The organism is Gilliamella sp. ESL1225 (assembly GCF_058502635.1).
On sequence record NZ_CP196358.1, the window covers coordinates 952,337 to 973,153 of the forward strand.

At 34.1% G+C, this 20,817-nt stretch carries 13 protein-coding genes; 6 read left to right on the top strand and 7 right to left on the bottom strand.

The features are described 5' to 3' along the window. Positions 1 to 408 precede the first annotated feature (408 nt). On the top strand, positions 409 to 1,194 hold the full coding sequence (locus tag ACSYSW_RS04270) for a siderophore-interacting protein (protein WP_491704540.1): 786 nt from the start codon (positions 409 to 411) through the stop codon (positions 1,192 to 1,194). 199 nt (positions 1,195 to 1,393) lie between these two features. Here ACSYSW_RS04270 and ACSYSW_RS04275 read toward each other — a convergent pair whose 3' ends face one another. Continuing rightward, positions 1,394 to 3,478: a 3-hydroxybutyrate oligomer hydrolase family protein gene (locus tag ACSYSW_RS04275; protein WP_491704539.1), complete on the bottom strand. Its 2,085-nt coding sequence runs from the start codon at positions 3,476 to 3,478 to the stop codon at positions 1,394 to 1,396. A gap of 92 nt (positions 3,479 to 3,570) precedes the next feature. Then, positions 3,571 to 4,461: an HTH-type transcriptional activator IlvY gene (gene ilvY / locus ACSYSW_RS04280; RefSeq protein ID WP_491704538.1), complete on the bottom strand. Its 891-nt coding sequence runs from the start codon at positions 4,459 to 4,461 to the stop codon at positions 3,571 to 3,573. A 168-nt stretch (positions 4,462 to 4,629) separates the two neighbouring features. On the opposite strand from ilvY, the gene prfC reads away from it, so the two are divergent. Then, the gene (gene prfC, locus ACSYSW_RS04285) at positions 4,630 to 6,222 is read left to right on the top strand and encodes a peptide chain release factor 3 (protein WP_491704537.1); all 1,593 of its coding nucleotides are present in this window, start codon (positions 4,630 to 4,632) and stop codon (positions 6,220 to 6,222) included. Between the two features lie 134 nt (positions 6,223 to 6,356). Continuing rightward, positions 6,357 to 9,143, top strand: coding sequence for a pitrilysin (ptrA, locus tag ACSYSW_RS04290; RefSeq protein ID WP_491704536.1), 2,787 nt, complete (start codon positions 6,357 to 6,359; stop codon positions 9,141 to 9,143). Positions 9,144 to 9,227: 84 nt separating this feature from the next. Here ptrA and htpG read toward each other — a convergent pair whose 3' ends face one another. Further along, complete coding sequence (gene htpG, locus ACSYSW_RS04295) at positions 9,228 to 11,108, bottom strand: molecular chaperone HtpG (RefSeq protein ID WP_491704535.1); 1,881 nt, start codon at positions 11,106 to 11,108, stop codon at positions 9,228 to 9,230. A gap of 175 nt (positions 11,109 to 11,283) precedes the next feature. Continuing rightward, entirely contained in the window at positions 11,284 to 13,635 is a 2,352-nt protein-coding gene (locus ACSYSW_RS04300) for a heavy metal translocating P-type ATPase (RefSeq protein ID WP_491704534.1), read from the bottom strand. A 203-nt stretch (positions 13,636 to 13,838) separates the two neighbouring features. Between ACSYSW_RS04300 and ACSYSW_RS04305 the strand changes: the two genes are divergently transcribed. Both ACSYSW_RS04305 and ACSYSW_RS04310 read left to right on the top strand, forming a co-directional pair. Beyond that, the gene (locus ACSYSW_RS04305; protein ID WP_491704533.1) at positions 13,839 to 15,032 is read left to right on the top strand and encodes an MFS transporter; all 1,194 of its coding nucleotides are present in this window, start codon (positions 13,839 to 13,841) and stop codon (positions 15,030 to 15,032) included. Positions 15,033 to 15,562: 530 nt separating this feature from the next. Beyond that, complete coding sequence (locus ACSYSW_RS04310) at positions 15,563 to 16,936, top strand: hypothetical protein (protein ID WP_491704532.1); 1,374 nt, start codon at positions 15,563 to 15,565, stop codon at positions 16,934 to 16,936. A gap of 168 nt (positions 16,937 to 17,104) precedes the next feature. Here the strand turns inward: ACSYSW_RS04310 and ACSYSW_RS04315 are convergent, their stop codons facing one another. From ACSYSW_RS04315 to pdxS, 3 genes are all read right to left on the bottom strand, one after another. Then, complete coding sequence (locus ACSYSW_RS04315) at positions 17,105 to 17,440, bottom strand: zinc ribbon domain-containing protein YjdM (RefSeq protein WP_491704531.1); 336 nt, start codon at positions 17,438 to 17,440, stop codon at positions 17,105 to 17,107. A gap of 102 nt (positions 17,441 to 17,542) precedes the next feature. Next, positions 17,543 to 18,133 carry a pyridoxal 5'-phosphate synthase glutaminase subunit PdxT gene (gene pdxT / locus ACSYSW_RS04320; RefSeq protein WP_491704530.1) on the bottom strand — a complete coding sequence of 197 codons (591 nt, stop codon included), beginning with the start codon at positions 18,131 to 18,133 and terminating at the stop codon, positions 17,543 to 17,545. Further along, a complete protein-coding gene (pdxS, locus tag ACSYSW_RS04325) occupies positions 18,133 to 19,020 on the bottom strand; it encodes a pyridoxal 5'-phosphate synthase lyase subunit PdxS (protein ID WP_491704529.1) in 888 nt (295 codons plus the stop codon). The genes pdxT and pdxS overlap by 1 nt, the downstream gene beginning before the upstream one ends. Before the next feature lie 337 nt (positions 19,021 to 19,357). On the opposite strand from pdxS, the gene ACSYSW_RS04330 reads away from it, so the two are divergent. Further along, complete coding sequence (locus ACSYSW_RS04330) at positions 19,358 to 20,764, top strand: aminotransferase-like domain-containing protein (protein ID WP_491704528.1); 1,407 nt, start codon at positions 19,358 to 19,360, stop codon at positions 20,762 to 20,764. The last annotated feature ends 53 nt before the right edge of the window (positions 20,765 to 20,817 follow it).

Genomic DNA, 20,817 nt, shown 5'->3' on the forward strand with positions numbered 1-20,817 from the left:
CTTAAGGTTTGTTATTTTTTAGCCTATAATGGCATAATTATTCGCTTGAGTTAACTATTAATTTTATACTTAAAAAATAAATACCAAATAGGCAAATAATCTATTTTTTTATGATAATTAATAAGGTTTAGTTATTAGGATTAATATTAATTGATGGGAGTATAATTAATTTAATGAGGAATAATTGTTTCTATCTGTACAATAATAAAATTAGTATTAACCTATATCTATATTATCAATAAGCAATGAGCAATATTTAAATTATGATGGATAAAAGCCTATCTCAATATTTAAAATAATCGTTAAATTTTGCGGTAGAGTAGAAAGTTTTATATCATTCTCATACAAATATAACTTAGTAATAAGGTTTATATTCTCATTAATGTGTTATTAAATAAGGTGTTAAATATGGCAGACAAAAAGAATCGACAAATCGTAAATGCAACATTAACTGTGCAATCTATTGAGCATCTATCGAATAGTCTCATACGTATTATTTTTTTAAGCGATAAAACCCTTCCGATTAATCCTGCCTGGATTGGACCTCATCTAAAATTAATTTTTCCAAATCCGGCAACTCACCGAGTTGAATTTCCATTATTGAATGAAGAGAATAAAATTGACTGGCAACAAGGGATGCGTGAAAGGGTACGTACTTATAGCGTGCGTGATTATGCCTCGGTCGAAAAATGGTTAACAATCGATTTCGTTATTCATGATAATGGTATTGCAACAACATGGGCAAAAAAGGCAAAAGTAGGCGAAAAAATTGGTTTATTAGGCATGGGAGCTAAACGAGAGTTTGATGACCATCATTTGGTTTTAATTGGTGATTTATCAGCCGTGCCTGCCATCTGTTATATTTTAAAAACGTTACCAGAGCAAAACAAAGCGACGGTATTTATTGAAGTCAATCATCAAGATGATATCTTACCGATTAAAGAAGCACACAATTATTCAATTGAATGGATTATTAAAGATACGCAAAATGCAAATCAATTAACCGATAAAGTTATAAATCATTCCTATAAAAATCAGCATCTTCTTTTTTGGGGAGGATTAGAAGCTACAGCAGCTCAGAACTTGCGCCATGCGATTAAAGATCATTACCCTAATATCGATCCGGATGCTATCCAAATTATCGCTTATTGGCGAGAAGGTTATGCCGAAGGTGAATTTAAACATCGTGAATAGAAGATAGATGTCTGCGGATGGTTTGTGTTTAGGCATGCTAACTTAACAAAACATTAACATTATTAAAATGACAAATCGCTTTAAACTAGTTAGCACTATTAATTAAAATTAACAGCGCTAGCTAGTTTAATCAAATTGAATTATTTATTCTAAATCAATTGGGCGGTGCGTAAATCTCAAAATAAACAATTAGATAATGCTAAAAACTTGGCACATGAATAATACCGTTTTTGGCTGTAATTTTATTTTTTGATAATGGCGTTATTTCAATCGGCGAATAATTTTCTAAACTTGCAGGATCGGTTATGCCTTCGACGTTAGTACGTTTAAGCGTTCGGACAACTTGATTTTCTGGTAAAGGAGTATCTTTATTAATACTATTCCACATTAAATTCATAGCTTCATTGCTATAATAATCAATATTCAATAATGTATCTTCAAACGGTTTATTACCCTCTAAATAACTGCTATTTTCGATTTCAATATAATGTAAATTAGTATTAGGACTTTCAGCAATACTATTAAGTGCAACATAAGCCCGTGAATTATGATTCGCTAATTGTTTAATATTAACTTTACCTTGAACGATAATGGTTTTAATTTGATTTAAATGACCCGTGGCTCGAATTTCTTCAATACCTTCTTTAACACGGCGGTCATTTAATTTGTCATTTAAACAAATCACCCCTTGAGTATTATAATCTATTACAGGGCTATCTATTGAAGATGAAAATAATTCTCGACGAGGTTGATGCGGATCGCGATTAGAAACAAGGTCGATCGCAGCAACTTCATCATCAAGCCATAATGGCATACGACCATTACCTTGTGACCATAATTGAGCGAAATCATTATCTTTTAATGGTTCCATTTCGCCTTGGTTATATACATGTTTTTGGTTAGTACTACCAATAGAATAATCGCATAGATTTTCAGTCACATCATATCGCCCATATGAACTAATATATTGATATGCTAAGGCAATCGTGTCATGGTAATAAGAATAAGGTAATTGCTTTAACATTGCTGTCGACCAACCTGCTGCTTGTAATTTCATTAATGCATCATAGGGGTTATCCGAATTTATTAATCCAGCCTTTTTGAGTGCTTCGCAACGGTTTTTGGCAAAAACAAATTTAGAACTATAAGGCACTTTTTCATTAATTTGTTTATCTATTATTGGTACAACACACGGTAAATATAAAGCAGCTTGCAAAGAATAATCGGCAATAGATATGGGTTTTAATGGCACAGGAGCAATCTTGGCATAGGTAATTTGCAAATTGTTTCGATCTTCCGGAAGAATTTGTGGATTTATTGCAACAATACCATCGATTAAATTAACAGAATCTAATTCACCAGCACGTAAGGCAGCCCCTCCACCATCATTGGCACCATAGACTAATACCTTAGTATTTTTATTATTAAATAATTCTTGTTTGCCATCGCCATATTTTTGATTTAATGCAATAAAAGCAAATTGAATTGAGCGTAATACATATTCACCCCATTTTTGCTCTGGATTCGTCATTGAATGAAAAGATTTAGCTGCAAATCGATTAGGAAACTGTTGTTTATATTGTTCTGCATTTTTAATAGTCGGCTTAAACATTAAATCTGTCGATTGCACTTTACCGTCTATTGTATAACCTAAATCATGAGAAATATCATATAAATTATTACCCTGACCTTTATCATTATAGACAACAGCGCAATGATGATTTAATCCCCATAGTCCTCGAATTTGTAAATCATAAGCATTATAAAGCCCCTCTGCATCTATGCTTGGTACGGCAATAATGCAAGGATTTTTTTTATCGAAATCAAGCGGGATTTGCAGTAAAAAACCGGCTTCATTTTGATTATATGTCGCAAGAGTTTCATAACCGGCAATTTTGCCATCAAATAAAGGGGATAGTTTTTTTTGATTAAATCCAAAAAGAGAGCCTTCACCGTTCGAAGTATGAATAAAACGCTTTAATTTTGCACGACGCAATTCATGAAGAGTAGGATGAGCGGGATCTTGATAATGGGCTTTTTGATTTAATGTTGATAACTGTGTAAATCCAAAGCCAGCTGTGACTAAATCATCGCTATCGCCATCATAATAAAAGGTTTCTCTAATATTAAGCCAACTGGGTATATCTACAAATGGGTGTTCAGATTTTGCCTTATTAGGTATTTCATTTGCAGGGGTAAGCTGTGCACTCGCCTGATTCAATAAGGTAAAAAAAGTAATAAAAATTAATAAGTTAAATGAACTTAATTTATGAGTTATCTTCATGGCTCGACAGTAATTTACGATATATTCTGTTTAATATTTGTTTTTATTATAGCTAATCATAAGTGGATAATAAAAAAAAATTTTTTTTTCAATTAAATATTTTGATTGTTTAAGTTCCAAAAAGCGGCAATCGTTTTTTCATTTAAGCGTTTTTTTTGTACACAAATACCAATATCAAAGGCTTCAATCGGATTGACCGACCATTCAATAATACGATTGCGAACCGTCTCAGGACTATTTTCGATCACGACTTTGGGTAATAATGCCACTCCGCAACCTAAAGCCACCATCGGCACAATAGCTTCATGACCGGCAACGGTTGCATATATTTTAGGCATGGTAATTTGTTGTTGTTTAAACCATAAATCAATACGATGACGGCTAGGTCCATGTTCTGGAAGGATAAACGGGATATCATGCCAATCGGGATTTTTTTGATAAAGCTTTTCGCTAAAAATAGCATTAACTTTTGGTATTAATAGTACCATTTCTATCTCGGCAATTTTTAAAAATTCAATGCCTGATGGTAATTTTTTAGGACGGCCAGCAATAGCTAAATCAGCATGGTGAGATTGTACTTTACTCACTGCATCAGCGGCATCGCCGGTTGATAATTTAATTTCAACTAGCGGATAATGACTTCGAAAGCGATCTAAGATAGTTGGCAAATGACTATAAGCCGCGGTAACAGAACAAAACAGCGTTAATTCGCCAATTATTTGTTGTTTTGTTTGATCAAGATCTTGTTTTAGTTGTTGATAATGAGTAATAGTTTGCTGTGCAAAATAACGGACTTTTTCGCCCTCCTTGGTCAAACCAACTTGCCTTTTATCACGCATAAATAACGTTTGACCGACATGTTCTTCTAACCGTTGGATCTGTCTTGAAAGCGTTGAAGGGCTAACATGCATCATATTAGCTGTTTTACCAAAGTGGCAAGTTTCACAAAGATGCAAAAATAATTTTAGGTCGCGAATATCCATAATGATTTCCTAGCTATGAGGCAGTTATCTTAAAACAAAAAGCCGCTATGTGGTAGTCTTTGCGCAAAGCGCCTTCTCAAAAAGTAAGAAAATAGTATTATGCTTAGATATCTGTTAAAATCCTTACATTTTTTGAATGTATAATAATTAGGTAAAATCAATAACTTTATGACAGATCAAGCTTATTTAGATCAAGTTAAGGCAAGGCGTACTTTTGCAATAATATCTCATCCCGATGCGGGTAAAACAACTATAACCGAAAAAGTATTATTATTCGGTCAAGCCATTCAAACAGCAGGCACCGTTAAAGGGCGCGGTGCTGATGCCCAGCACGCGAAATCTGACTGGATGGAAATGGAAAAACAGCGAGGAATTTCCATTACTACCTCAGTTATGCAATTTCCTTATGCTAATTGTTTAGTGAATCTTTTAGATACGCCAGGACATGAAGACTTTTCAGAGGATACTTATCGGACTTTAACGGCTGTTGACAGTTGTTTAATGGTGATAGATGCGGCCAAAGGGGTAGAAGATAGGACTCGTAAATTGATGGAAGTGACACGCTTACGTAATACGCCTATTTTAACTTTTATGAATAAGTTAGATCGTGATATTCGTGATCCTTTAGAATTGCTTGATGAAGTTGAAAATGAACTCAATATTATGTGTGCGCCTATTACCTGGCCAATTGGATGTGGTAAATTATTTAAAGGCGTTTATCATTTAGCCAAAGATGAAACGTATTTATACCAATCTGGTAAAGGTCATACCATTCAAGAAGTTAGAATCATTAAAGGAATTGATAACTCTGAACTTGATACAGCTATTGGCGAAGATTTAGCTAAACAGCTTCGCGCTGAGCTCGAATTAGTGCAAGGTGCATCTAATCCATTTGATTTAGATGCTTTTTTAGCTGGTGATTTAACGCCCGTTTTTTTTGGTACTGCATTAGGGAATTTTGGTGTTGATCATATGTTAGATGGCTTAACTAAATGGGCACCAATACCGAAACCACGTTTAACGGATAAACGTGAAGTACTGGCAAGTGAAGAAAAATTTAGTGGTTTTGTATTTAAAATTCAAGCTAATATGGATCCTAAGCATCGCGATAGAGTCGCTTTTTTGCGTATTGTTTCTGGTAAATATGAAAAAGGCATGAAGCTTAAACATGTTCGTATTGGTAAAGAAGTTAATATTGCCGATGCGTTAACTTTTATGGCGGGTGACCGGGAACAAGTCGAAGAAGCTTATGCAGGTGATATTATTGGACTACATAATCATGGTACCATCCAAATTGGTGATACGTTTACACAAGGGGAAGAATTAAAATTTACAGGTATTCCTAATTTTGCTCCTGAATTATTCAGACGTATCCGATTAAAAGATCCCTTAAAACAAAAACAATTATTAAAAGGTTTAGTGCAACTTTCAGAAGAAGGTGCGGTACAGGTGTTTAGACCTCTTATTAATAACGATTTAATCGTGGGAGCGGTTGGGGTTTTGCAATTTGATGTTGTCGTTGCGAGATTAAAATCTGAATACAATGTTGTTGCCGTTTATGAGCCAATAAATGTCACAACTGCAAGATGGATCGAGTGTAATGATGTTAAAAAGTTAGAAGAGTTTAAACGTAAGTGTGAACAGAATCTTGCTTTAGATGGGGGGGATAATTTATCTTATATCGCTCCAAGTATGGTTAATCTAAATCTTACTCAAGAAAGATATCCAGATATCGTCTTTTGTAAAACAAGGGAACATTAATCTATCGATTATTATAATAATGGGCTAAAGTAATGCTGAATATAAATTTTATAATAAAATTTGTGCGTTGTTTGATTATTTTACTTTCTTTGATAAATTTTAGTGCAGTATGGGCTTTTCAACAGGAAATCATTATGCCTAAAAAACTAATTCACGTTGAGCAAAGTGATCGTGATAATCGTTTGTATCAAGTTATAGAACTTGATAACAAGATGAAAGTGTTACTGGTATCCGATCCACAAGCAGTTAAATCCTTGGGATCGCTTGCTTTACCTGTTGGATCATTGCAAGATCCGCATAACCAACAAGGTTTAGCCCATTATACCGAACATATGGTTTTGATGGGATCTAAAAAATACCCCGAACCTGCCAGTTTTTCGGTATTTTTAAACCAACATGCCGGTAGTTATAACGCAAGTACGGCTGCTTATCGAACAGCATTTTATTTTGCCGTTGAAAATAATGCTCTTGATGGCGCTTTAGATCATCTAGCTAATGCAATTGCAGAGCCTCTTTTAGACGTACATAATGCAGATAAAGAACGTAATGCCGTTAATGCTGAGTTAACTCTTGCACGTAGTAATGATGGATTTCGTATTCAACAAATTGATTCAGAAACGCTTAATCAAGATCATCCCGCAGCACAGTTTTCTGGTGGTAATCTTGAAACATTAAGCGATAAACCTCAGAGCCAGTTACAACAAGCATTAGTTAATTTTCATGCCACTTATTATTCCGCTAATTTAATGGTCGGGGTAATATATAGTAACAAGTCTATTGAAACTTTAACGCAATTAGCAAAACAAACCTTTGGTCAAATTCCCAATAAGAATGTTGTTGTAAAACCATTAACGCAAATCGCACTTAAGGCAGAAAATTTGAGTAAGCAAATTTTCATGAAGCCAGCACAACCCAAAAGAGTCTTATTATTACAATTTCCTATCAATAATAATATAGCTGATTTTGCCGAAAAATCTGATGAATACATTGCCTATATGCTCAATAATCGTAGCGAATCGACCTTATTTGATCAGTTACAACGACAAGGTTTAATAGAAAGTTTGAACGCTTATAATGATCCAAATCGTTATGGTAATAGTGGACTTTTTACAATTAGTGTTAGTTTAACCGAACAAGGATTACAACAAAAAGATAAGGTAATAGCCGCGATTTTTAATAATCTACAATTGATTAAACAAAAAGGCGTGCATGATTCTTATTATCAAGAAATGCAAAAAGTTTTAACGTTAGATTTTAAATACCAAAGTATTACTCGTGATATGTCGTATGTGGAATGGTTATCCGATCAAATGCTATTTTACCCAATCCCCCATATTTTAAATGCTGATTATGTTGCGACACATTTTAACGCCGCTGCTATTTTGGCAAGATTGGATAAGATGACAATTAATAATGCGCGTATTTGGATCATATCCCCTAATGAGCAGACAAATAAAACCGCTTATTTTGTTGATGCCCCTTATAGAATTGAATCAATAACGGCACAGCAACAAAAACATTTGCAACAGCTAGAACATGATTTCCATTTTGAGTTACCAAAGTTGAATCCTTACATTGCAGATGATTTTACGATTTTCAAACATAACAAAAATGAAATAAAACCGACTAAATTTGATAGTAAAGGGAATTATATTTATTTGGTAAGCCAACATTTTGCCAATGAACCAAAAGCCAATATTATTTTATCATTACGAAATAATCATGCATTGCAAGATGTCAAATCACAAGTGATGTTTAATTTATTAGACTATATCGTCTGGCGAGGTTTAGCACAATTACAATACCAAGCAGGAATTGCCGGTATTTCATTAACAGCTCAAAATGACCATGGTCTATTGATAAGGGTAGATGGTTTTAATCAGTATTTACCTGAGATGCTCCTTACCGTTTTAAACACATATAAACAAACTGAGATTGATGATCAAAACCTACAGTTAGCAAAATCTTGGTATCTACAAAAATTAGAAGCTGCCGATCATGCCAATAGTTATTCATTGGCTATGCAACCGATTATGGCTTTATCATCAATCCCTTATTTTGATAGGCAAACCAAACGCGACATAATGAATACAATTACTGTTCAAGACGTAATTGAATATCGTAATACATTATTAGCAAATGGCGTACCTTATTTATTTAGTCTTGGTAATTTATCTAATCAAAATACGGAAGATCTTTATCAAAAGATAAAACAAGATTTATCGAATAAAACACAATTTATTCCCCCAAAAACAATTAATATTACTCAGAGTCAAAATGCACAAATTACTCAAAATGCTGCATCGACAGATAATGCACTTATGATGGGATTTGTTGCTAAAGATTATGATGAGGCGAAAAGTTTTTCATTAAGTTATCTTTTATATAAAATTATTTCACCTTGGTTTTATGATGAATTACGCACTAATGAACAATTAGGTTATGCTGTATTTGCACTTCCCGTCACCATCGGTCAATCTTCAGGTATTGGATTTTTAATTCAAAGTAACCAATATGATACCAATTATTTAATGCAGCGTTATCAAGCGTTTTTTCCTGTGATTGAGAAAAAACTCAATGCGTTGTCAGATGAGGAGATAAAACAGTACAAAAAGAGTTTGCAAAATGAGATGCTAATGCCGCCACAAACGCTTGAAGAAGAAGTAGCGCGTTATCAATCTGATTTTGCTCTGTCACGTTTTGATTTTACAAGTCGTGCTAAAAAAGTTGCTGCATTAGAAACTATTTCAAAACAAGATATTATCGATTTTTATAAAAAAACTGTTTTAAATGAGCAGGGTTTATCATTGATTTCACAAGTTCTTGGTAAAAAACAAGACACTTTTACTAAACCTATCATTCAATATCAACCCTATAATGGCGCTTCTGAATTACAAAATAGGCTATTAAAAGATCAATAACGAGTTAATTTATAACGCTAAAAAAGTTATACAGATAAAAAAATCCCGAAAGAGAATATCAATCGGGATTTTTTGACAGTTAAATTATTTGCTTAATAATTTATTCATAATTTGAATAAATTTACTTGGATCACTTAAAGAGCCTTTTTCAGCTAATAAAGCTTGATCTAATAATAATTCGATCCATTCATTAAATGCGTCGTCTTCTTGAATATCAGCAACACGTTTTACTAATGGATGAGACGGATTAATTTCAAATGTATATTTGATATCTGGCGCTTTTTGACCGACTGAGGCAAATAATTTTGCCATTTGTGTCGTCATTTCATCGGCAGCTGTTGTTACAACAGCAGGCGTATCTGTTAAACGATGTGTTAATTTCACATCCTTCACTTTGTCACCTAACACAGTTTTAACTCGCTCAATAAATGGCTCTAATTCTTTATCGGTTTGTTTTTGTTGTTCGTCATCTTGATCAGCAAGTTTTTCGATAGATTCATCTGACTTACTGATAGATTGGAATGATTTACCCTCAAATTCGGTTAAATTATTCATCATCCATTCATCAACGCGATCGGAAAGTAATAATACTTCAATGCCTTTTTTGTTGAAAAGTTCAAGTAACGGGCTATTTTTAGCGGCACCATAACTATCAGCGGTAATGTAATAAATTTTTTGTTGCTCTTCTGGCATACGAGCAAGATAATCTTCGAGTGAGACAGTTTGCGCATCGCTTTCGCTTTTGCTTGTGCTAAAACGTAATAATTTTGCTATAAATTCACGATTAGCAAAATCTTCGCCAGTACCTTCTTTTAACACTTGACCAAATTCGGTCCAAAATTGTTGGTATTGTTCTTTATCATCGCTGGCTAGTTTTTCAAGCATTTGTAATACGCGTTTAGTACAAGCGCTACGTAAGCTTTGTGTTACTTTATTATCTTGCAAAATTTCGCGTGAAACATTTAAAGGGAGATCATTTGAATCAATTAAACCTTTTACAAAACGTAAATAATTAGGCATGAATTGATCAGCATCATCCATTATAAACACACGTTGTACATAAAGCTTTAAGCCATGTTTATTATCGCGGTTCCACATATCCCAAGGTGCTTTAGCAGGAATATAAAGTAAACTTGTATATTCTTGTTTACCTTCAACCCGGTTATGACTCCAACAAAGCGGATCAGCAAAGTCGTGCGAGATATGTTTATAAAACTCTTTGTATTCCTCATCACTAATATCGGCTTTATTACGTGTCCAAAGTGCTTGTGCTTTATTGATTTTTTCCCATTTTTTCTCTTTTGTTTCATCGTCAGTGACTTCAACTTCAACCGGTAATGAAATATGGTCAGAGTATTTACTAATGATAGAGCGTAGGCGCCAATCATCTAAAAATTCTTTTTCGTCATCTTTTAAATGTAATGTAATTTCAGTGCCGCGAGTTTCTTTTTTATCATCACTAATCGTGTATTCACCTTCGCCCGCCGATTCCCATTTAACAGCTTCATCTTCATTCGCTGTGGCTGCACGAGTCAGTACTGTCACATTATCTGCAACGATAAATGCTGAATAAAAACCAACACCAAATTGACCGATTAATTGGCTATTTTTTGCTTTATCTTGCCCTAATGAATCCAAAAATGCTTTGGTGCCTGACTTAGCAATAGTTCCTAAATTTTCAATGACTTCGTCACGAGTCATACCAATGCCATTGTCCGAAATCGTTAAGGTTCCTGCTTCTTTATCAGCATAAACACGGACACCTAATTCAGTATCACCCGCATATAAATTAGGATTTTCAAGTGCAACAAAGCGCAATTTATCAGCAGCATCAGATGCATTAGAGATAAGTTCTCTTAAAAATATTTCTTTATTGGAATACAACGAATGAATCATCAAATGAAGAAGTTGTTTTACTTCGGATTGAAAACCGCGGGTTTCAGAATGGTTAGATGTTTGGCTCATTGAATAATACCTCTACAATAAATGGTGTCAATTTAATAAACGTAAACTGTATATGGGTATTAAAAAGGGAAATTCAAGCAAAAATGACAGATTTGTTGTTTTGTCATTAATAGGTTGCTTATTCTTTATTTTGATAAAAGATAAGCCCCTATTTTTTAACTACTTTTAATTTTCGTCATTTCCTAAATTTTAGTAATCGTAGTGCATTGGCGGTTACTAGGGCTGTTGCTCCTGAATCAGCAAGTACTGCCATCCAAAGCCCGGTAATACCTAATAAGCTTGTCACTAAAAAGACAATTTTAAACCCAAGTGCTAGGGTAATATTTTGTTTAATATTACGATTGGCAAAACGACTTAAGCGAATTAATTTAGGCAAACTAAGCAAATTATTTTGTGTTAAAGCTGCATCAGCGGTTTCAAGAGCAACATCGCTTGCGCTACCCATAGCAATCCCGACCGAGGCAGTTTTCATCGCTGGTGAATCATTAATTCCATCACCTACCATAGCAATAGGTGCCTTTTGTGCTAATGATTCAATTTCATGTACTTTATCGGATGGTAATAGCTGACTACGGTAATCAATAGATAATTTTTGTGCAATGGTGTGTGCGGCACGCTGATTATCGCCAGTCAACATAATAGGATGGATCTGTAATTCATCTAACTCAGCTATGGTTTTTTTTGCTTCAGGGCGTAATTTATCAAGTAAAGCTATTAGTCCAATGCATTGTTGTAAATTAGACGATGTCTCTTGCCAAATGAGCATTAACGTTTTGCCTTCATTTTCGAATTGCATTATTTGGGATTGATAATATTGTTTAAATTGTTGCTGTTTTTTATTGTCAAGCTTGCAAATTAAATGATTGGATTGCGCTGGCGACAGAATCAAATACCGCTTATTATCAATCATGCCTTGAATACCACTGCCAATTAATGTTTTCTTTTCGGTAGCCATCGGATAATCAATGTGTTGCACTGTAGCAAAATCAATAATGGCTTTAGCGAGAGGATGCGAAGATCCTTCTTCAACTGCCGCGACGAGCGAAATAAGATCGAATTTTGGCAGTAAATGACTATAAATATCGGTAATTTCAGGTTTGCCTTCGGTCAAGGTACCTGTTTTATCAAATGCTATTGTTTTTATTGTGCCTAAGCGTTCTAATGTTGCGCCGCCTTTAATTAAAACACCTTGCTTAGCCGCACAAGATAATGCGGATGTAATTACAGCGGGCGTTGAAATCACAAGCGCACAAGGGCAACCGATTAATAATAACGTTAACCCTCGATAAATCCAAGTATACCAATCGCCTCCCCAAAATAAAGGTGGGCATAGCATAACCAAAAAAGCAACCAGTGTAATAGCAGGGGTATAATAACGGCTAAATTTGTCAATAAAACGTTCGATAGGCGCTTTGCGATCGTCGGCTTGCTCGATCAATTGTAAAATACGATCGACAGCATTTTGCCCTGATTGGGACTGCACTTTTAATATAATGGTTGTATCAATAACCAAAGAGCCAGCTAAAATTTTATCTCCTTTCACATAATCAACGGGTAATGATTCCCCCGTTAACATACTTTCGTCAATGCTCGCTTGTGCACTTAGTAAAATTGCGTCAGCCGGCAATCGACCACCTGATGAAATTTCGATAACATCATTGGGCTTTAATGTTTGGCTGGGTACTTTTATCCTAACCCCTTCTTTTATTAATAATGTTTCTTCAGGCATTAATGCAATTAAAGAAGATATGCCTGTCTTGGCTTTATAAGATGCAACGCCTTCAAGCATTTCGCCAATCATAAATAAAAAAATCACCATGGTAGATTCTTCAGCAGCACCAATCAATAACGCGCCAATGGCTGAAATAGTCATTAGAGATTCAATAGCGAAAGGGGTGCCACTTTTTAATAAAATTAATGCTTTTTGGGCGATAGGAATAATGCCGATAATTGCCGTTACTGTAAATGCCCATAAAGCAAAAGGCTGATTAATTAAAAGAACGGCATAACTGGCAATAATTAAAAAGGCGTAACCAATAATAGGTAAAAATGTTTTTTTGCCCAATGATGTTTGAGTTAAGGTTAATCTTTTATTGCTATCTAATCGAATAGCTTCATAACCTAATTGTTTAATTTTTCGTTCGATATTCTTAATTATTTGCGGATTTTGATCGATATCAATAGTTTTATTATTCAAAAACACCACTAATTTTTGTGTTGCAAAATGAATTTTAATGTGTGAAATAGATGGAATAACAGCTAAAGCATTTTTAATTTTTTGGGCACAACTGGCGCAATCCATTCCTTTTATTTGCCAAACAAGAGATATTGATGAGGAACTGGGGTCGGGATCATCAGATTCATTTAATGAACTTTGATCATCATCAATATGACAACACTCATGAGTATGATTTTCATGAACTTGAATTTTCTTGATATGTAGACGTGTTCCTTGATGGTTGTGATTATGTGTAATATTTGAACAATTATGATGACAATGATCATGGGATTTGTTATTAAATAACATAGTGTTACCTCGTGTAATTAGTGATATTATTTTAAATTCTAGATTAAAAGAATAAGAAATAAAAGTATTTTAATCGTATTTATCTTACTGAAAAGCTTATGCCAATGTGACTACAGATAAAAATTTAATCTATAAAAAAATCTGGGATTTCGCTCTGACATGTATATAATTAAACTCTATTCTGCAATGATAAAGAGGTGATAATGTCAAATTTGCATAATCTTCTTAATAAAAGTCCTGTCATATTTGTTGCCTTTCTCTTTTCAAGTTTTATTATTGGTATTGCAGGCGCACTACAATCTCCTACCTTAAGCCGTTTTTTATCGGGCGAAGTTAAAGCAAATGATATCTCTGTCGGTATATTTTATTCTGTTAATGCAATTGCTTGCATTGTCGGTAGTTTTTTACTCGCTAAATATTCCGATAAAAAAGGGGATAGACGTAACATTGTTATGTTTTGTTGTTTGATGGGGATTGCGAATAGTTTAGTTTTTGCTTTTTCACGTCAGTATTTTATTTTAATTACTGTCGGTGTTTTTTTTGCCGCCTTAGCATCGGCCGCTATGCCACAAATTTTTGCTCTAGCACGCGAATATGCGGTTAGTAGTAATCGTAATGTCGTTTATTTTAATTCCTTAATACGAGCACAATTATCGTTAGCTTGGGTAATTGGCCCGCCACTTTCTTTTACTTTAGCCGAAGGTTTTGGTTTTACTACCATGTATTTAAGTGGCACATTAATGTATGTGATTGCTATTATCTTTGTGGCAATATTTTTACCGAAAGTTATCAAAAACCCGACAACACCCATTCAACGTCCAACTGATCTCGTCAAAGTTAATCAGCCCATTTTTAAAAATCATGATGTCGTTTATTTATTTTTAGCGACGATATTTATGTGGACTGCCAATATGATGTACTTAATTGATATGCCTCTTTATGTTGACGAAGTGTTGCATTTATCTCCATCATTACCCGGTCATTTAATGGGGATGGCTGCGGGTATAGAAATTCCCGTTATGATCGCTGCAGGTTATCTTGTTCCATTTTTAGGAAAACGTAATTTATTTTTTATTGCGATAACCTGCGGATCGTTGTTTTATATGGGAATTTTATATTTTACAAACGAAGTCTCATTAGTTGCATTACAAATCTTAAATGGTTTATTTATTGGTATTGTTGCTAATATCGGTATTCTTTACTTTCAAGACCTATTACCAACACGCATGGGCGTTGCCTCTACCTTATTTAATAATGGGGTCTCTTGTAGTGTCATTTTAGCCGGTCTATTGCAAGGTATAATCTCGCAATTTTATGGACATCATGCTATTTATTGGATAGCACTTATAATGATTATTATTTCTTTCTTCTTTTGTGCCAGATTGAGAGTGCGTTAATGAAGTTATGATTATATCATTTGGATTTATTTGATTTATATTTTTTATAAATCTTGATAACTATTCAAAAATAAGTATACAATTTAAAACAGTAAACAATAAGTAATTTACTGTTTAATAATATTAATGTACAAACCTGTATTTTCCGATGTGATCTTTTATAAATTAATCGACAATAAGGGTTGAAGGACAGGTATATAAGCATATTAATCATAAAATCAAGTTATACATTTTAAGTTATAGATATTGCATAAATGCAGTCATGTATCAAATAGGAAACTTTTATTTAATAAAAGAAAATCTAATAATAAAAGGTAAAAAAACAAATTAAAAATAATATATTGTGAGAAAGAGGTAATAAAATGTTTGACACTACATCAATTAATGGTTATGTTATACTGTTATACTGTTATACTGTTATACTGTTATCTAAATTAAAGTATATAGCTAAATCATTTATCCATTTCTTAACTTATCAAAACTCATCCCCCTTTAGACTAAGACAATTAACAATACAGACACTTTTGACCTTGAGTAGCTTATTATTTAGCGCTAATAGCCATGCTGAGCAACCTCTAAGTGCTACAAGTGCTGGCAGGATTCAAGGTACATTACCGTATTTCTCTCTCGATGGTGGCGTGACAAAATCACAAAATATGGATGAGCTCGTGTCACTGAAATTAACGGATGGTCGAGTATATAAAAAAGAGGATTCAAATACAATAACTCAATTAAATCCTATTATTTTGCCGAAAGGAGAACATAATTTATTAACCATAAGCCCGTTGCATTTGGTAGATAAAACAACAGTTAATACCTGGACTACTAGTGATTTTAAGCAATATTGGTTTGATGATAATGGTGATGAAATAATTTCAAATGGTCGGGGATTCAATATTCAAATTAAAAATATAGATAGTAACAATGTGGCTATCGATGAAGATTTAAAAGATTGCTATACTCCCTATAAAATTCAATTATCTCTCGCTGATATAAATATTAGAACTCTTTATGGCTATCCACGCAATCCGAATGTCAAAGAAGCACAAAGCGTTTTTTATATTGACCAAATCGTTGAAAACCCATATGTTTGTTGGGCGCAAAGGTTTATATATGATGCCGAAGCAGAAAATAATCCCCATAATATTCGAACGAAAGAATATGATTTGGATTATGGATTTCGACCAATAGATTTAAATAACCCCAGCACGAATTTTCCGACAACAGGATTTGATAATGCTTATTTTTATTTAATTTTTGGTGGTATAAGAGATGGGGAATTTGAGATAGACAAAACACCAATTAACTCGCCGATAACGGTTAGCTTGTCGGGGTGGGGTAAATCCGATAGAGAATACTTTTCCACGAAGAAGAAAAAAAATCGATGGGGATATAAACTAATATTAAGAGGTCCAGGTAACAATGCATCTAAAACGGAAGCTTTGTCGTTTGTACCTACTACATTTAAATTATACCGTAAAGGTGATAAAAGTAAGGTAATATATAGTTTTCAAATAAAAGACTGGTTTATTCCAACTGGAAAAACGTATAGCAAAGAGCAAGCTGCTGATGCTGCCACAGATTGCGTAACAAGCTTTGGTTATCGAATCTCTTCAGTACGAGAGATGACAAATGCACATTCTAGTGATATTCCTGGTGGTTATCAAGGAACTCATGCTGGAGCTTCTGTCCCCCAAATAGGAGGTGGTCTAGCGCCTGAATGGGACGAGTTATCTCTACGAGGTTATCCCGATTCTGGATTTCCATCTGAAATCAATGCCTATTATTTTTCTCTTTATAACAGTAATTATTATGTTTCGTCTAGAGGTATCGGTGATCTTCAAAAATTATCTCGTGTTGATAGTTCATGGATAAAATATTCTGCTGTTTGCATATATCCATAAAATTAGGCCAATTTGACAAAAAATAGAAACACAAAAAAATGCCTCATCACGATCAAAAATGACAAAATAAGACAGGTTTTATTGTGCAATAATTTCTGCAAAATTTGCCAATGATGGGCAAATTTTGCTTATGTTCTCCATTTTTTACTTTGTGTTATTACTTTTTACTTACGCTTTTTTAACAAAACATGCTTTTAACATAATTTTTATGCCATCGACTTTACAATCAATCTCGTGATCGCCTTCAACTAAACGGATTCCTTTGGCTTTAGCCCCTTTTTTTAACACAGTTGACGAGCCTTTTAATTTTAAATCTTTAATTAATAACACATCATCACCGTCTGCTAATAAATTACCGTTACTATCTTTAACTATTAAACTTTCAGAATCGTTCGACGATTGCGCTGGATCCCATTCATTTGCACACATTGAACAAATTAAAAGATTACCATCGGGGTAGGTATATTCTGATTGGCAAGAAGGGCAGTGAGTAGATTGAGTCATAGCATTTCCTAAATAGTAGAGTAAACAAAATAAATAGCGGGCGATTATAACAGGTTTTATTAATTCCGTTTAGATAGAACTCATACAATCGCCGTTTTGTATTTAGCACATTTCAATAAAATAACGCATGATAGTATTATTTGCGGTTAATTCAGGATGAAATGAACACACCAATATATTATTTTGCTTTGCCATGACGCATTTATTATTAACAAAAGCAAGTTGCTCAACCGCCGATCCCGCTTTTAAAATATAAGGAGCACGTATAAAAACAGCGGGGATTGAATCGCCAATATTTTGGATAGATAAATGGGTTTCAAAGCTATTAATTTGACGACCAAAACCATTACGTTCAACTTCAATATCGATTAACTGTAATAATTCAACTTCATTGTTTGGTGTTGACATACCGCATAATACCAAACCCGCACAGGTACCAAAAATGCCTTTACCTCGGTTGGCAAAATCTTTTATAGGAGCAAAGAGATTGTTTTGTTTAATTAAACGACTTATGGCTGTTGATTCTCCACCTGGAATAATCAAACCAGCAAGATCGTTTAATTGATCGGCATGTTTAATAGCAACAGCTTCTATATTATCGATCGTTTTTAGCATGGCAAGGTGCTCACTAACTGCACCTTGCAAATTCAAAACGCCGATCTTTTTGGTGTATTTGACCGCATTTGTTGTCATTACCAGCCTCGCTCTTGCATTCTGTCTGCATCAGTTAAACGGCTGATTTCAATGCCTTTCATTGCTTCACCTAAACCTTTTGATAATTCAGCTAAACGCGGATAATCATCAAAATACGTTGTCGCTTGAACGATGGCCCTAGCAAATTTTTCAGGATTTTCAGATTTAAAAATACCTGAACCAACAAACACCCCATCTGCACCTAACTGCATCATTAAAGCAGCATCAGCAGGGGTTGCAATGCCGCCAGCAGCAAAATTGACAACAGGCAATTTGCCTAATTCTTTAATTTGTAAAACTAATTCGTAAGGTGCGCCGATTTCTTTCGCAAATGTCATAAGTTCATCTTTTGATTTACTAGTGACTAATCGAATTTGTTCGTTAACGCGGCGCATGTGTCGCACAGCTTCAACAATATTGCCTGTTCCTGGTTCACCTTTAGTGCGTAACATTGAGGCACCTTCACCAATTCGTCTTAATGCCTCACCTAAATCACGGCAACCACAAACGAAAGGCACGACAAATTCATTTTTTAATAAATGATATTGTTCATCAGCCGGTGTTAATACTTCGCTTTCATCAATATAGTCAACGCCCATTGATTCTAAAATACGTGCTTCGACAATATGACCAATTCGTGCTTTAGCCATCACAGGAATGGTGACTGCGTTCATCACTTCTTCGACAATGGTTGGATCAGCCATTCTTGCTACGCCACCGGCTGCACGGATATCAGATGGGACACGTTCTAATGCCATAACCGCTACTGCGCCTGCTTGTTCTGCAATTTTAGCTTGCTCAGCATTGATTACATCCATAATCACCCCTCCTTTTTGCATTTGTGCCATACCACGTTTTACAGCGTCAGTTCCAATAATATGCGTCATTTAATGCTCCTAAAAATAAGTTTTAAAAAAGGTAAGTTAAGCTACGGGCTAACAATTAATTAATAAAAAATTAATTGATAAAAATTTATCAATATTAATAAAAGTTGATAAAAATAAATAAAACATTAAAAAATAAAACCGAATATAAAGATTTGTTGAGTTAGATAAGTTATGATATTTAGCACTCATCTAATGCTTTATAAGAATAAATCTTTACTCGATAACTTAATTGATTGGTATTATGACAAAAACCATCATAAGGGTTAAACGTCCAATTGGACTATAATTAAACCATCCAATTTTCAAACATTAGGTTATCAAGTAAATAGGTAATTAAATGTGGAATAATCAAGCGCTTGACGCTTTTAATGGTGCTTTATTTAAAAAAATCATCGCCTTAATTGAACAATATATCGATCAGGGGATATTAATTGCGGGCGAAAAAATACCTTCTGAGCGCGAATTAGCTAAAGTATTACAGGTCAATCGTTCAACTATTGTGCATGCATTAGATGTTTTAACTGAACGCAATGTGCTTATACGAAAAAAAGGTAGTGGTACTTTTGTGAACGATCAAAAATGGGGTTTACAAATTCAACCCTCAATTAATTGGCGCCTACCTGCCTCGTTTTATCAACATAATCAAACATTATATCAACAAAAATCCAATCAAATTCGCACCTTAAATCACGATATTAATGATTTAAGCAATGGTGATTTACCGAGTGATTTGATGCCTCGCTTAATGTTACCGAATTTAACAACGCAAGAATTAGTTTGGCATGAAAAAAATACCGAAAAATTACAACTTGGTTTACCATCTTTAAAAACACAAATCGCAACTTATATGTTAAACCGTTTTGGTATGCAGGTTGATACAAGTGAGATTTTAATTACCTCTGGCACCCAGCAATCACTTTTTTTATTAACGCAAGGATTATTAAAACCCGGTGATGCAATAGGCATAGAATTGCCATCTTACTTTTATTCATTGCCCTTATTTCAAGGTGCGGGATTACGTTTATATGGCATTGAAACTGATCAAGAGGGGATCACTCTTGATAGTTTACAAGCCGTTGTAAAAACGCATCCTATAAAATGGTTATTTCTAAATCCTATTTTTCAAAATCCAACCGGCTATGTTATGAGCTCAAAGCGTAAGCAAGAAATTTTATCTTTTTGCTTTAAACACTGCATTGGTATTGTTGAAGATGATGCCTATAGTGGAATTTGTTTTGATAAAAATAGTGATGTTACGCCGATAAAAAAATTAGATAAACAAAATCAAGTTATATATTTAGGGTCATTATCTAAATATATTGGTCGCAGTATTCGTGTTGGGTGGATGATCGCACCCAATGCGATTATCAAAAAATTATCAGAAATACGTAAACAAATTGATTCAGGGCTGAGTATTTTACCGCAATTATTAGCCGAGGATTACTTAGCTCATCATTATCAGTCACATCAAGAACAATTAAGTCAGGCATTAAATCTTAAAGCAAATCAATTAATGAATTGGCTAGATACACAGTTTCATTATAAAATTACTTATTATAAACCGCGAGGAGGCTTTCATCTTTATGCACAATTTCCTGTTGAAACTGTGCAACAAGAAACGCAATATTTTAATCAATTACTCAGCCAAAAAATAATTGTTGCGCAAGGATATGAATTTGGTGACAAGCTGGGCATGGCAAGATTAAGTTATGGGCATTTTAGGCAAGATTTGTTGAAAGGCTAAAAATGGCTATAGATTTTTATTCGACTTATAAGCTTGGCTGGCTTTATTTATTA

Bases quoted from the DNA above. Each gene is read 5' to 3' on its own strand.
- ACSYSW_RS04270 (WP_491704540.1), top strand. From the start codon at position 409: ATGGCAGACAAAAAGAATCGACAAATCGTAAATGCAACATTAACTGTG.
- ACSYSW_RS04275 (WP_491704539.1), bottom strand. From the start codon at position 3,478: ATGAAGATAACTCATAAATTAAGTTCATTTAACTTATTAATTTTTATT.
- ilvY (WP_491704538.1), bottom strand. From the start codon at position 4,461: ATGGATATTCGCGACCTAAAATTATTTTTGCATCTTTGTGAAACTTGC.
- prfC (WP_491704537.1), top strand. From the start codon at position 4,630: ATGACAGATCAAGCTTATTTAGATCAAGTTAAGGCAAGGCGTACTTTT.
- ptrA (WP_491704536.1), top strand. From the start codon at position 6,357: ATGCCTAAAAAACTAATTCACGTTGAGCAAAGTGATCGTGATAATCGT.
- htpG (WP_491704535.1), bottom strand. From the start codon at position 11,108: ATGAGCCAAACATCTAACCATTCTGAAACCCGCGGTTTTCAATCCGAA.
- ACSYSW_RS04300 (WP_491704534.1), bottom strand. From the start codon at position 13,635: ATGTTATTTAATAACAAATCCCATGATCATTGTCATCATAATTGTTCA.
- ACSYSW_RS04305 (WP_491704533.1), top strand. From the start codon at position 13,839: ATGTCAAATTTGCATAATCTTCTTAATAAAAGTCCTGTCATATTTGTT.
- ACSYSW_RS04315 (WP_491704531.1), bottom strand. From the start codon at position 17,440: ATGACTCAATCTACTCACTGCCCTTCTTGCCAATCAGAATATACCTAC.
- pdxT (WP_491704530.1), bottom strand. From the start codon at position 18,133: ATGACAACAAATGCGGTCAAATACACCAAAAAGATCGGCGTTTTGAAT.
- pdxS (WP_491704529.1), bottom strand. From the start codon at position 19,020: ATGACGCATATTATTGGAACTGACGCTGTAAAACGTGGTATGGCACAA.
- ACSYSW_RS04330 (WP_491704528.1), top strand. From the start codon at position 19,358: ATGTGGAATAATCAAGCGCTTGACGCTTTTAATGGTGCTTTATTTAAA.